This is a genomic window from Vineibacter terrae (assembly GCF_008039615.1).
Taxonomy (GTDB): domain Bacteria; phylum Pseudomonadota; class Alphaproteobacteria; order Reyranellales; family Reyranellaceae; genus Vineibacter; species Vineibacter terrae.
Genome location: NZ_VDUZ01000005.1, coordinates 38247 through 51896, shown reverse-complemented (window position 1 = coordinate 51896; position 13650 = coordinate 38247). Strand labels below are relative to the sequence as shown.

Genomic DNA, 13650 nt, shown 5'->3' with positions numbered 1-13650 from the left:
GCCAAGGCCCTACTCCTCGCCGGCGGCATCCGCCCCCTTGCGGCGGCGCGCGGCCCATCTTTCCAGCGCCTTCGCCAGATGGGACACGGAGGTGATACCGAGGTCCCTCGCCTGCTCGACATAGGCGCTCGCTTCGCGCAACTGATCATCCAGCGGCTTGCCAAGCGCATCGCGCACATGCGCCATGAACGGCGCCACGGCAGTCCCCGATAGCAAATTGAGGTCGCTGCGCCAGATGCGCTCGGGCTGAACGCTCGCCAGATCGCCGCCATAGCCCAGCAGCACGTAACGCAGCGGCTGAGCCGGCCCCGATTCGTCGCCAGCGATCATGGCGACGAGCAGGTCATGCGTCTCCTGTGCAAACTGCACGACATCGAGCCCGTCGAAGATCAGCCACAACGTCCGTCGCGCCGGCGCCCCGCCGGAGTCCACGGCCAGCAAGCCCTGGGTCCACTCGCTGAGCTTGAGGGTGATCCAGCGCGCGCGCTGGCGACTGTCCGGGGCCGGCGGCGGCTCGGCATCGACGTGCCCCGATATCTCGTTGACGAGGCGCCGCGCGAATTTCTCCGGCGTGTCGCCTGCGAATTTTTCCGCGTCGAACAGGAATGCCTGCTGGCCACGGCTCATGGCCAGGCTGCGCACCAGCTCGCCTGTGAACGTCTTGCCCGAACCCGTCGCGCCGGTGACGGTGATCGTCGTCAGATCGCTGCTACCGTCGATCATCGCCTCGATGCGCTCGGCGAGATCCTGCCGGCCAAGAATCGGCTTGTTCTCGGCCGTCACCGGCGACAGGAAGGCAGGCTTCGGCGCAAGTACGTTGCGGCCGCCGCCGGCACCGGTGATCGCTGCCTGGATCAGCGCCACGGGTATCCCCTGATTGACCCGTGCCGCGTCATAACCGGCATTGTGCAGCGCCTGAGGTCTCCAATCGACCGAGAAGCAAGGCGCGCCGGAGGAACCGTGAACAGTGGGCGTCTTGTACCGGATGCGCTGCCGGCAATTGGAAAAGGTATGAACCAGCCCCACGGACAGGCGCAGATCGGCGCCGCCCGGATGATGCGCGATCAGCATCTGGGTGCCGCTCTGGGCTGGCGTCGCCAGGTTGGCAAGGTCGATCGAGCCGCGCGGCGAGTTCCTGCGGTACCTGGGCGGAATCTTGCCGATCGGCTTCGCCAGCTTGATCAGCGCGAAGTCGAGGCGGCCCGGCGTGATCTGGGGCAATGGCCCCGTAGGCTTGTCTTCATCGTCGTCCCTGACCGACGACAATTCGAGCCAATCCTTCGCGGCGTGCACGATCGTGCGAAAAGCCCCGATGGGCTTGCCCGCCAGTACGATGTCGTCGAAGACGAACTCCATCTGCAGATCGCTGCCGGGCTTCGCGACGCCGTTCGTGTCGATCAAGGATCCGACCGTGTGATGAGCGGTGAGCACATGCTGGTCACTGACCAGGAATCCGGTCCCCTTGTCGGTCCCCTTGACGCGGATCTTGCAGATCGCCGGGCCAACCCGCGACATGCCCTCGGCGAACTCGGCCCAGCGCGCAAAGATATCGTCGCGCGCCTGCATGGCCTGCATCGCATCCTGATCGTTCCGATCGATCACCTCATTGAGGCCAAACCGCAGCTTCCCGATCTCACGGTGGTAGAAAAGGCCTTCGTACAAGGCGATTCGCGCAAGATTGACCGCCGCGGAGGTTCGTGCCGGATCAAGCAGCGCCAGCACGGCGCCCTCGACGCTGCGGTCTGCGCCGCGAAAGGCGACCGGATCGTCGGCGCCCTGATTCATCAACATCTGGCGCAGCCCTTCGAACTTCAGGCATTCCTCCGCCACATAGGCCAGAATCTTGCGCTCTCGCTCGGCGGGCGTGATCTCCGCTGGTGGTAACGCGCCATCGTCAGCCATGACAGCCGCCTACCTGAAATTCACCGCCGCCAGCATCGGGTCGTTGACCAGGGTGGGCAGCAGAACCGCATGGTTCGCCTCCCGGTAGCGGCCGCCGTGATGCAGGCCGACGACGGTGTGTGTCGCCAGATCGGCAACGCACGACCCGGAATTGCCGCCCAGCGTCGAGCAGTCGTGCGACAGATCCTTGTTCGCGACACTGGCAGCCATGATCCGCCCTGGCGACAGGCGCTTCTTCTCGTAGATCCCGCCATAGATGCGATGCATCTGGGTGGGATCATTGCGGCTCGAATCCGAAGCGGGATAGCCGGCGGTGTAGACGTTGTTGCCGGCAGCCACGAAGCCCGAATCCTTTTGCACGCTCAGCGGCTTGGGGAAGGCGTGACCCGGCGTGCCTCTCGGGTTTGCCTTCAGCAGCGCCAGATCAAGCGTCTTGTGGATGCCGACGATCTCCACGATCGGGAATTCCGCGCGCGCGGCGGACCCGAACTCCTCCTTGAAGTCGATCATGATCTTCATCGAAGGCTTGATCCGCCACCCCCCGGCCGCCTTGGCCGCGAACACCTCCGCGACATGCGCGTTGGTCATGACCAGGTTCTTTCCAATGACGAAGCCGGTGCCGGCGTAGGGCAGCTCCGGATAGCCTTCCGCGATCTCGATGCGGCACACGCTTTTGAGGACGGTAGACATATCGGGGCGGAAGGGCGCCAACATCTCCCAGGCACCCTCGGGAACGACGAAGGTATCGTCCCGCACGAGCAGCGCCGGTCGCCCCCTCAGGCGGATGATCGCCTCCAGCGCGCTGCGCTGCGGCGCCGACAGCGGCGCCTTCGGTCCCTGCTGCCGCAGCGCCGTGAAGGTGTCGCTGAGCAGCTCGCGCAGGTCGCCCTCGCTGGGCCGTTCGGACAGGACGCCGAAGGCGCCCGGATCCTCCCGCGCCGCCGTGCTGAGGGCACCGGCCATGCGTGCGATGTCCTCGGCATCCGGCACCTTCGGCGCACCGGCTGCGGTGCCCTCCTGCAGCGACTCCATCCGGCCGGTGAATCCGCCGAGCGCATAGAAGCGCTCCCCGGCACCGAGACCTTTTGATGTTGTCCTCGCGCCGAGGATATCCGGTCTCTTCCCCCTGGATCCCCGAGGCGCCTTCTTATTTGGCTGTGACTTTCTCATCCCAGCCTCCCCAAGTACGTATTCTTGTCCCCTTGACATGATCTCGCAGATGACCTGCTGGCGCAAGAGGTCGGCGAGTATTGTACCATCACATTTCAACCGGCCAGCAAAAGCCATCCGCCGGCGGCGGCGAGGGCCACGGTCCACATGAGGTCAAGGTTGATCCAGGCGCTGCGCAGGATGGACAGGCCGAGCCAGGCATAGACCGTGACCGCGATGAGCCCCGTCACCACCAGCATCGACAGCGTATGCACGCCCACGCCGATGAGCGCGGTCACGATCGGCCCGGCAGCGCCGGGCGCTGGCGCGCCGTCGGGAAAGCACAGCGGCATCAGCACCGGCCACAGCATCAGGCCGGCGCCATGACCGGTCGCCATGAGGAACGACCACAGCACCAGACCCGCCATGCCGGTGCGCATGCCGACGCGCACGCGATGACGCGCGCCGTAGCGCCAGTGGTAGAACGCCCAGCTGATCAGGGCGAGGCCGGCGGCAATGCGCACCGCGCGCGGCGGCACCATGACGCCGGCCGACACGAAGACCATGGCCATGGCGGCGACCGACAGGGCATGGCCCAGCGCGATCGGCAGCAGCGACAGCCAGACGAGACGGCGGTCCTGGCGGTGCAGGCCCAGCGCCACCGCGAACAGCCAGCCCATGGCCGGATTGAGGCCATGGAAGGCGCCCAACCCGGCCAGGGTCAGCCAAGGCCAGGGGTCGGTCATGGCTATTCACCTCTCCCGCGAGCGGGAGAGGTCGCCGCGCAGCGGCGGGTGAGGGCTTCACGCACGGCGCCTCGATTGTTCGCCCTCACCCTCCCACGCTTCGCGTGGGCCCCTCCCTCTCCCGCTTGCGGGAGAGGGTCTACGGATAGCAGTACGAATCGGACGAGCAGTCGCCGCCCTCGAGGCGGACCTGGTGCGGCCGGTGCGACTTCGGCCACTTGACGAAGAACTTCGGGTCGAAGGCGATGCCGCCGGACGGATCCGCGTCGAGCTTGACCATCCAGCCCTCGATGCCGTCGGGATAGAATTGCGGGTCGATGGCGCCGTAGAGCGAGTTGGTGAAATAGACGCGCCGCCCGTCGCGGCTGATCTCCACCATCTGCGGGCCGCCGTTGAGCGGACCGGCCCCCGACGGATGCGCGGCGCGGGAGACGATGCCGCCGATGCGCACCTTGCCGGTGAGCTTGGGGTTGAACGGGTCGGACACGTCGTATTGCTGCAGGTCGCCGGTGCCCCAGCAGGCGACGTAGAGGAACTTGTCATCCATCGACAGGTCGATATCGGTGACCAGCGGCGGGCATGCCTTGAAGCCCTTGAGCACCGGCGGCAGGTCATCCTCGCTCGCCGGCTCGGCCGGGATCTCGATCACCTTCTTGACCGCCCACTTGTCGCCGTCGCGATACCAGGTCCAGATCGACGACGACAGGTTCTCCAGGCTGATCACGCAATTGACGAAGCCGTAGGCCTTGGTGGGGTCATGCGCCGGCCGCAGCTCGAAGACGAGCTGGTGCTTGTCGCCGAAGTCGATGGTCTGCAGGTGCTTGCGCTTGTTGAGGTCCCAGAAGTGCAGGCGGCGGCCGTACCTGGCACCCAGCAGGACCTCGGGGATCAGCCCGTTCTCGAACGTGTCTGGCGTGCCCCACTCGCTGGTGACCATCGTGTCATGGCCCAGATGCCACCAGGCGTCGTAGGCGAAATGCTGCGGACCGCGATCCATCTCCCATTGGCCGCGGACGTCGAAGCTCTCGTGATCCATCAGGAAGATGCCGCCCGGCCCCTTGCCCTCGCGGTTGCCCAGCGCCGCGACATAGATGCCCTCGGGACCGCAATGCACGGTGTGGGGGCGGGTGTAGCCGGCGCGCTCCGCGACCTCGGCCGGCTCGATCACCTTGACGATGGCCGGCTTGCGCGGGTCGGGCCTGGTGTCGAGGATATGGATGCGCGAGGAGCGCAGCCCGGGCACCACGAGGTAGCGCCGTTCCATGTGCGGATGCGGCGCGTTCGGGCACAGGCTGGACGAGCAGGCATTCCAGCCGAAATGATGCAGCTCGTCGCCGACATTGGGCATCGGCGTGTTGCCGACGATGCTGCCGTAGCTCGACGATGCGGGGTCGACATCGACCACGGCGATCGCGTCGGGCTGCTTGCGATCAGGATCGAAGGCAGCCACGTAGGCCAGTGTCTCCGGCGCGGCCTTCATGGCCATGCGTGGTGACGGATAGAAGCTCGGGTCGGGTGTCCAGGTCGCCACGGCGACTCTCCTTTCCCTCGGAATGGGCAGTGAGGTCGTTGCTTCGTCCAGTCGGACCGGCGGCACGATCGCGCACGCCGTCGTCCGGGCTGTCGTACCGGTATGCACGCTGCGCCGGGAGCTGCCTGCTGTCATCGGCACGACCCGGCGCCACACGACGCCGCGCTGATGGCCTCAGCTTACGGCATGCCGCCCCTTCTTGCGATCGCTTCTTGTGGCGCCGTGCGGCAGCCGGCTCGTGCGCTGGTTTCGGCGGGTGCCTTGGTCACGATGTCGGATTGGTGCCGAACAGCACATCGAGCGGATGACGCCCGGCCGGCACCGTCACCGGCTTCAGGGCGAGCGCGATCTCGGCGGCGGTGATGCCCGGCAGCTCCAGGCCGAACCGGCCCATCCGGTCATGGATGCGGACCGCAAGATCGGGTGCATCGCGCCGCAGCCCGACGAGACCCGCCGCCAGCTTGTCGAGCCCGTCGGCCGGCAGCGACGTGAGCTCGCCGGTGATCTCGATATCCTCGATCACGCCGTCGCGCTCCAGCAGGCGCAGGCGCACGAGGCCGCCGGCGCTGCGGCGCACGAGGTCCACGAGCTTGAGGCCGCCGGTGGCGCGCATGCCGGCGTTGGCCATGCGCTGCCCGCCGGCAAAGATATGGCGCATCTGCGCCATCTGCGTCTCGCGCCGCTCGATCGCGGCCTGCTCGTCCTCGCGCAGCGTCGAATCCTGCAAGGTCCAGCCCAGCGTGTCGCCCACGCCCGCCATCAGCGCGGTCCGTACCGCGGCGCGGTCGACCGGCCGGCCGGCCTGCGCCAGCCGCTCGCGGATCAGATCGCGCAGCTGCGCCCGGATCTGATCGGAGGGCAGGCTCGCCTGGCGCACGACGGTGTCGGCGTCGAAATCCGTCACCAGGCTGCCGCCGACCACGACGGCCTTGCCGACCACGCCCGCCTGCACACCGCCGATGCGGTAGCGCGCCAGCTCGATGCCGCCCCAGGCGCAGCGCTCCACCGGCACGCCGAAGGCCTGCCATGCCCGCACCAGCGGCTCGGTGAAGCGGCCGTAGAGCACGACCGCGCTGCCGCCCGCTTCCGGCCGGCCGCGCGGCAGCACGAAATGGACCATCATGGTGTTGGGCGACAGCGTCAGCGCCGGGCCGCCGGTGGCGCGGCGTATCACCGCCATGTTGCTGCGGGCGCAGGCCTGGATATCGACCTCGCGCGAAACGTCCTGGTGGGCGCCGACGCTGACGAACGGCGCGTCGGGCTCGGCCAGCACCATCACCGGCGCATCGCCCGGCGCCATGGCATCGGCGATGCCATGGTACAGGGCCTGCGCCCGCAGCGGTGAGGTGCGCCCGGCATCGATGAGCCGCACACCGTCGGGGCTCCCGCTTGTCGTCACCGCATCTGCCATCGAGACCCCCTTGCCGTCCGCCGGTCGCGGCGCGATGGTGGCGCATGCCCCGGCGGCTCACCATCATTCTGATCAACAGCGATCCGCGCAACCCCGCGGAGCTGGGCGCGCCGCTTTACCAGGCGGCGGTGGCGGCCGCGATGGACTATGAGGTCGAGGTCATCTGCACCGGCGCCGCCGGCCCGCTGATGTGCCGGGGCCGCGCGGCGGCGATCGAGATCAAGCCCGGTTCCGGCCGCACGGTCTACGACTTCATCCGCGAGGCGCATGGGCACGGCGCACGCTTCCTCGCCTGCGCCACCAACCTGGACCTGCACGCGATCGCTGCCGACGACCTGATTCCTGAATGCGCCGGCCTGGTCGGTTCTGCCTATATGGTGGAGCGCGCCATGGACGACGACACGCGCGTGCTGACGTACTGACAAGGAATGGCGATGGCCACGGTGAAAGGCTGCGAGCTGCCGGACGAGCTGCTGTACGACGTCGAGAACATGCTGTGGTATCGGCCGCTGGCCAACGGCGCCTACCTGGTGGGCGGCACCATGGTGGCGGTGGGCATGGCCGGCTCGATCGCCGCTGCGACGCCCAAGCGCGCCGGCCGGCATGTGACCGCAGGCCAGGCCTGCGCCGTGATCGAGTCGGGCAAGCTGGTGTCGGCCGCCAAGGTGGCGTTCGCGGGCGAGATCCTGGCCAGCAACGAGGACCTGATGGAGAACCCGCGCTGGCTGGAAGAGGACATGTACGGCAAGGGCTGGTTCGTCCAGCTGCTGCCCGACGACCCGGCAGCGGCGCGCGCGGCGCTGTTGACCGCAGCCGAAGCCGTGCCCGGCTTCCTCGACCTGATGGCGCGCGAGAAGTTCGACGGCTGCGGGCAGAGGTGAGCTCCGGAGTCCTTCGGACCGCGCGCGTCCACGCGCGCAGCCGCCTGAAGCACAGCCAAGAACGGATTTTCGCGCTGACGCACCGATGCGCGCGTGGACGCGCGCGGTCCGAAGAAGGCGGGGTGGCTCAGGGCAGGTCCAGCGCCGCCGTGAGGTCGCCGAGACGGCCGCTGCCGGCGGCCGCCATGGCGTCGTCACGCGCCTTCAGGCCGGCCAGCACGGGCAGGTCGAACCGCCGCGTGATGAAGCGCAGGATCGAGGTCGTGTCGTAGAGCGTATGGTCGACGGTGCCCTTGCGCGCGAACGGCGAGATGATCAGCGCCGGCACCCGCGTGCCCGGCCCCCAGCGATCGGCCTTGGGCGGCGCGGCGTGGTCCCAGAAGCCGCCGTTCTCGTCGTAGGTGACAACCACCAGCATGTGGGCCCATTGCGGGCTGCGCTCCAGATGCCCGATGATGTCGGCAAGGTGCTGGTCGCCCGACACGATGTCGGCGTAGCCCGGGTGCTCGTTGAGGTTGCCCTGCGGCTTGTAGAACGCGACCTGCGGCAGGCTTCCCGAGTCGATCGCCTTGATGAACGCGCGGCCCACCAGGCCGCCATCCCTCAGATGCTCGGCGCGCTCGGCGGTGCCCGGCGCCAGGCGCGCGAAGTAGTTGAACGGCTGATGGTGGTACTGGAAGTTCGGCGTCGGCATGGAGTTGCGGCCGTCGAGCGTCGCCTGCCAGGCGCCGGCATACCAGGCCCAGCTGATGCCCTTGTCGCTGAGCAGATCGCCGATCGTCGCGGCGGTCTGCGGCGGCAGGGTGTTGGGCGCATCCGGATCGGCCAGGCGCGGATCGCCGTCCTTGGGTGGTGCATTGCCGCTGGGCTGATACGGCGGCTGCATGGTGTTGACGGCATAGAAATCCGGCGTCAGGCCGCTGTCGTGCAGGAATTTCGGGATGCCCTCCATCGCGGATCTGGGCGATTCGGGTGCGGCCGTCAGCGTCACCCCGTCGGGCTCGACGGCGCTGATCTGCGCCTTGGCCGGGGTCTGGTCGGCGTTCGGGTAGTACGGCGTGCAGGCGCAGACCAGCGCGATATGATTCAGGAACGAGCCGCCGAAGGCCCCCATGAAGAAGTTGTCGGCCAGCACGTAGCGGCGGGCGACGTCCCACATCGGCAGGGTCGAGCCGTCGTAGTGGCCCATGACGAGGGCGCCGGTATTGCCATAGGCAACGAAGCGGTCGTTGCGACCGCCGTTGATCTGCATCTGGTTCTGGTAGAAGCGGTGCCACAGGTCGATCGTCGCCACCGAAAGCGACCGGTTGAAGCCCTTGGGGTCATCGATCGCGAACGGCGCATTGGGCAGATGCTCGGTCTGCGCCTGCGTCACCGGCGGGTTGACGCCCTTGGCGGTCAGCCCGTTCCAGATCGGCGGCAGCTGGGCCAGCGGCGTGCCGTCGCGATCGACCTGGCGCGTGGCATCGGGCGCCAGGTTCTGCAGGCCGTTGGCGCCGGGGAAATGGCCGTAGAGATTATCGAAGCTGCGGTTCTCGGCGTAGATCACGACCACGGTCTGGATCAGGTCGAGGTTCGGGGTGTCGGCCGCGTGCCCCAGCCCCGGCCAGCTCGCGATCCAGGCCGCGCCGAGGGCAGCCGCCGGCACGGCCCTCCATGTCGAACGACGTGTCATCATCGCCCTCCCCAGCACCCGCAGTGATGAACCCGCGATGTTCCAATGATATGACAATGACCTGACGGCAAGCGTATCAGCGGCCGAGGGACACAATCCTCAATGCACGGGATCAAGCCTCAGCTTCCGGCCCTGGCGGTCGAAGAAGGCGCCCTCGTTGACCGCGGCATGATCGGCGATGACCCGATCCTGCACCTGCTTCAGGCGCGCCCGCGCCTGGGCGTCGCTCAGCGGGCCACCCGTCTCGCCGGCGGCGGCGAAGACCGCGACCGCGTTCCAGGCCAGGTCCGACCGATCGAGCAGCGCGCGGAACTCGGGCCAGGTCAGTTCATTGCCGATGACATTGGCGTAGGACGAGCCCAGGGGCCAGATCGTGCGCGCATCGGTGCGCACCAGCAGCAGCAGCGCCGTGAAGCCGCGGGTCGCCGCGAAGGTTTCCTGCAGCCAGGCATCGAACGCCGCCGACATGTCAGAAATCCACCACCGACTGGAAGGCCGGCGCGTCACTGGTCATCAGCGACAGGAAATCGGCATCGAAGCGCGCCCGGTACCAGGCTTCGAAGGATGCGAAGGCCAGCACCGGCGCCTGTGGCGACGGCGGGGATTGGGTCGCCGCCGGCGGCCGGTCGGCGGCCCGCACCGCGGCGGCCACCGGCACGAGGCGCCCGCGCACCTCGGCATAGGCGGCATCGGCCTCGGACCAGCCGGTCCGGGCGCAGGCATGATCGACACCGGCTGCGACGGCGGCGGCATCGTCCTCGATGGCGGTGATGGCGGCAGCCAGGCCCTTCAGCAGGTTGAGGCGACGGTAGGCGCCGACCCGCGCCGCCTCGAGCTGCGCCAGCCGATCGCGCGCCTGGATGCGGAAGTCGGCTTCCAGCCGCGCCGCCGATTGCGCCTGCCGCTCGAGATCCTGGATGAACGCGGGCATGGCAGATGATCAATCCCGCAGGGCGTCAGAACTTTCCGCGCTCGAGACGGAAGATGTCCGGCGTGGCGCGATTGGCGATGTAGCTGACCCGCAGGCTGGCCTCGCCGGCGGCTTGCGGCGCCGCCTCGATGCGACCCTCGGCCTTGCGCTCGACGGCCACGCCGTCGGCGACGACCTGGACGGCGCCGGTCTTCTGGTCTTCCGCCGCGAACAGCAGCAGCGTGCTGGGGCCCAGGGGGATGCCAAGATTGACCCGTCCATCGCGCCAGCCGAATTCATTGAAGTAGTTCACCAGCTGGACGCCGGCCACGATGTACGGGGCGCTGTCGGTCTTGTCGGTCTTGTCGGTCTTGTCTGCCTTGGCCTCGCGCGCCCAGACCACGTTGACCTGGATCAGCTTCTTGCTCTGGTAGCCCAGGATGTAGACCACCGCGGCCGGGCCGGGGCCAGGATCGAGCGACGGCACCGACACCATCAGCGCCGCGGTGCGCTCGATGGCGTTGGCCGTCTGGCGGATATCGTCGGGCTTGACCCCGAAATCCTTCTGGATCGCCGCCCGCACCTCGGCTTCGGTCATGCCGAAATTGGCCGAGCGGAAGCCCTTGACCTCATACGGCGCCTTGGTGGTGGCGGCCGGCGTCTGCGGCGGTGCCGCGGCGCTGGGCGCGCCGGGCGCCGGCGTAGCCGCAGGCGCGGCCGGCGCCTTTGGCGCCTGGCTCCACGACGGGCCAGTCCCGATCATCACGGCCAGCCCGGCCACCAACGCCACCCCTGATTTCGCGATCATCCTGTACATCCACACTGTCATTCGTTGCACCACCATGCGCTCAGATCACAGCGCGATCAACGCGCCTCGCGCCGATTCCGCCGGCCGCCCCTCGTCGCTCAATACACGTTCTTGCTGCGCCGACGGGCGCGGCGGGTGGCGAAGGCCAGCAGGGCGCGCGCGGCGATCAGCAGCGCGATGCCGATCAACGCAACGGCCAGGGCGCTCTGGATGCCGGACCGTTCGAGCCGGGTCATGTAGAGCAGCGCCACGGCGATGGCGAGGCATGCCATGAACAGGAACACGCCCAGCCACCACAACACCAGGCAGACGCGCTGGTACCACCGCAGATGGTCGGTCCAGTACAGGCCGTGCCGCAGAAAGCTCATGGCCTGCGCTTCGGCAGGCCGCCGCCCTGGCGCCGTCCGGCCCCAGCATCGGCCGGGCTGTCGCAGGCGACAGCGAAGCCCGGCACTGCCGCGCTTGCGATGACAGAAGGACCATGAACGATCGCCCGCTCCAGAGCGCGGCAGGAGCGAAGGAATACCTTATCTTGCATAACGAATTGCCAACAATCAGGTCCGCGTCAGAGCAATAGCCATCAAATACGTTTTTCACACCCGGCGATGATACAGGCGTGCGCCTGACAGGGGCAAGGCGCACGGCACCGCCGCCATCGCCATCACCAGGCAGGGTCTCAGAGCACGAGCATCAACGCGGTCAACAGCGTGAGCCCGATGCCGTATCGCAAGCCGGCCCATCGCCCGCGGCGATGGACCGGCAGAAGAGATGCGGCTGCTATCGCGCTTCCGTCCAGCTTTCCGAGAAGGCGAGCGCGCAGGTGCTGAACGGCCGGCCCTCGCGCTCCCGCGGCCAGGGAAGCCCCTTGGCATCGACCCCGTTGCGCGACAGGCGCGCCGCCAGCGCCGGCACGAGGACCGTGCACACGCCGTACGGACGACCGGGCGTGGCATTGGGCTGCGTGTGGATCAGCAGCGGATCGCCGATATCATGCCAGGTGAGGTTGATGTCCTCGTCCCGTGCCGCCACCCGCTCGGTCCAGAAATAGCGCGGGTCACCCGTCTTGCTGAACGTGGCATCGACGGCGGGGATGGACACGTCCAGCAGCTCGGGATTGAGCATGCCCTGCACCGTCTTCTGCAGCCAGCGCGCCATCGCGATGTTGTCGGTGTAGATGCGCCAGCGGTTCTCGGTCAGCTCGCTCTTGAGATAGAGGACGTGGCCCGGCCCGGCGGGGCAGAAAAGGATGCGCCAGAAGCTGGCGTCGGTGGTGTTGGCATCGCCATCCTTGGCGCTCAGCCGGATGAAAGGGTTCTCGCCGGTGAGAATGACGCGGTTCGGATCTGCAGTGCTCATGTCATTGGCTCCCATCGTCAATCGGAGGAAGGATCGGACCTACAGCAGGTCGCCGCCGCAGGCGCCGGCCGTGGTGCCCGTCGCCTTGAACGCCTTGATCACGTTGCGGCCGGTCGTCCATCTGTGGACCTCGTCCGGGCCGTCGACCAGGCGCTGCGAGCGGATGCGGGTGTACCAGCCGGCCAGCGGCGTATCCTGCGAGTAGCCCAGCGCGCCGTGCAGCTGGATGGCGGTGTCGACGACCTTGTGCACCATGTTGGCCAGGAACACCTTGGCGATGCCGTTCTCCTGGCGGATGTCCATCTTGCGCTCGGCCTTGTAGGCGATGTGCAGCAGCATCAGGCGCGCGATGTAGAGCTGGCTGGCGCATTCGGCGAGCATGAACTGCACCGCCTGGCGCTCGTCGAGCTTCTTGCCGAACGTGCTGCGGTTCGTGACGTGCTTGGTCGCCATGTCGAGCGCGCGCTGGGCCATCGCGACGTTGTGCATGCCGTGCCGCAGCCGGCCATAGGCCAGGCGATGCTGGCCCATGCTGAAGCCATTGCCCTCGCCGCCCAGCAGATTCTCGGCCGGCACCTCCAGGTCCTTGATCTCGATCTCGGCGTGGCCGCCGCCCATGATGTGCGTGAGCGGCCCTTCGATGGCCATGGTCGGGATGTTGCGCTTGATGCGATAGCCGGGGTTCGGCAGCTCGACCAGGAAGGTCGAGAACTGGCGGTGGCGCGGCGCGTCGGGATCGGTCTTGGCCATCACCAGCGCGATGTCGGCGGCCGTGGCCGCCGAGGAGAACCACTTCTCGCCGTTCAGCAGGTATTTCTCGTTGCCGACCTTGTCGGCGCGCGTCTGCATGCCGGTGGCATCGGCGCCGGCCGCCTTCTCGGTCATCGAGTAGCAGATGCGCTTCTCGCCGTTGAGCAGCGGCTTGAGGAACTTCTCCTTCTGCAGCGGCGTGCCGTGCTCCAGCAGGGTCAGCATGGTGGCATCATCAGGGCCCTGCGTGTTCATCGACAGCGCGCCCAGGTGGCTCTGGCCCAGCTCCATCTGCACCAGGGCGTTGGCCAGCGGCCCCAGCCCCATGCCGCCATATTCCTTCGGAATGAAAGGACACCACAGGCCCTGCGCCCGCGCCTTCTGGCGCAGCTCGGCCAGAACCTTGGAATAGTCCTCGCCGTCCAGGAGGCGCTTCTCGGCCGGGATGCACTCGTCCTGAACCCATTGCCGCACGCGCTCGCGCATGGCCTTCGCTTCGGCCGGAATCTCGAAATCGATCGTCATGGCGTT

General features: G+C 67.9%; 14 protein-coding genes. 2 read left to right on the top strand and 12 right to left on the bottom strand.

From position 1 onward, the window contains the following. Window positions 1-9: 9 nt before the first annotated feature. The 5 genes from FHP25_RS05860 to FHP25_RS05840 all read right to left on the bottom strand — a co-directional run bounded on the left by FHP25_RS05860 (window position 10) and on the right by FHP25_RS05840 (window position 6739). Window positions 10-1902, bottom strand: coding sequence for a S1 family peptidase (locus FHP25_RS05860; protein ID WP_147845978.1), 1893 nt, complete (start codon window positions 1900-1902; stop codon window positions 10-12). 9 nt (window positions 1903-1911) lie between these two features. Further along, entirely contained in the window at window positions 1912-3189 is a 1278-nt protein-coding gene (locus FHP25_RS05855; protein ID WP_147845977.1) for a trypsin-like serine peptidase, read from the bottom strand. Then, window positions 3168-3797 carry a hypothetical protein gene (locus FHP25_RS05850; RefSeq protein WP_147845976.1) on the bottom strand — a complete coding sequence of 210 codons (630 nt, stop codon included), beginning with the start codon at window positions 3795-3797 and terminating at the stop codon, window positions 3168-3170. The genes FHP25_RS05855 and FHP25_RS05850 overlap by 22 nt, the downstream gene beginning before the upstream one ends. Before the next feature lie 139 nt (window positions 3798-3936). Continuing rightward, complete coding sequence (locus FHP25_RS05845; RefSeq protein ID WP_147845975.1) at window positions 3937-5328, bottom strand: selenium-binding family protein; 1392 nt, start codon at window positions 5326-5328, stop codon at window positions 3937-3939. Between the two features lie 265 nt (window positions 5329-5593). Beyond that, a complete protein-coding gene (locus FHP25_RS05840) occupies window positions 5594-6739 on the bottom strand; it encodes a lipoate--protein ligase family protein (RefSeq protein WP_147845974.1) in 1146 nt (381 codons plus the stop codon). Window positions 6740-6783: 44 nt separating this feature from the next. On the opposite strand from FHP25_RS05840, the gene FHP25_RS05835 reads away from it, so the two are divergent. Further along, window positions 6784-7161 (top strand): DsrE family protein, encoded by a 378-nt coding sequence (locus tag FHP25_RS05835; RefSeq protein ID WP_147845973.1) that lies wholly within the window; start codon window positions 6784-6786, stop codon window positions 7159-7161. A gap of 12 nt (window positions 7162-7173) precedes the next feature. Further along, entirely contained in the window at window positions 7174-7620 is a 447-nt protein-coding gene (locus tag FHP25_RS05830; RefSeq protein ID WP_178133326.1) for a glycine cleavage system protein H, read from the top strand. Between the two features lie 127 nt (window positions 7621-7747). Here the strand turns inward: FHP25_RS05830 and FHP25_RS05825 are convergent, their stop codons facing one another. From FHP25_RS05825 to FHP25_RS05795, 7 genes are all read right to left on the bottom strand, one after another. Further along, window positions 7748-9295 carry an acid phosphatase gene (locus FHP25_RS05825; RefSeq protein WP_147845971.1) on the bottom strand — a complete coding sequence of 516 codons (1548 nt, stop codon included), beginning with the start codon at window positions 9293-9295 and terminating at the stop codon, window positions 7748-7750. 99 nt (window positions 9296-9394) lie between these two features. After that, window positions 9395-9763, bottom strand: coding sequence for a hypothetical protein (locus tag FHP25_RS05820; RefSeq protein ID WP_147845970.1), 369 nt, complete (start codon window positions 9761-9763; stop codon window positions 9395-9397). A gap of 1 nt (window position 9764) precedes the next feature. Next, window positions 9765-10226, bottom strand: coding sequence for a hypothetical protein (locus FHP25_RS05815; protein WP_147845969.1), 462 nt, complete (start codon window positions 10224-10226; stop codon window positions 9765-9767). A 25-nt stretch (window positions 10227-10251) separates the two neighbouring features. Then, a complete protein-coding gene (locus tag FHP25_RS05810) occupies window positions 10252-11013 on the bottom strand; it encodes a hypothetical protein (RefSeq protein WP_147845968.1) in 762 nt (253 codons plus the stop codon). 98 nt (window positions 11014-11111) lie between these two features. Further along, complete coding sequence (locus FHP25_RS05805) at window positions 11112-11381, bottom strand: hypothetical protein (RefSeq protein ID WP_147845967.1); 270 nt, start codon at window positions 11379-11381, stop codon at window positions 11112-11114. Window positions 11382-11790: 409 nt separating this feature from the next. Next, on the bottom strand, window positions 11791-12369 hold the full coding sequence (locus FHP25_RS05800) for a hypothetical protein (RefSeq protein ID WP_218578209.1): 579 nt from the start codon (window positions 12367-12369) through the stop codon (window positions 11791-11793). Between the two features lie 39 nt (window positions 12370-12408). Further along, entirely contained in the window at window positions 12409-13644 is a 1236-nt protein-coding gene (locus tag FHP25_RS05795) for an acyl-CoA dehydrogenase family protein (RefSeq protein ID WP_147845965.1), read from the bottom strand. Window positions 13645-13650: the final 6 nt, after the last annotated feature.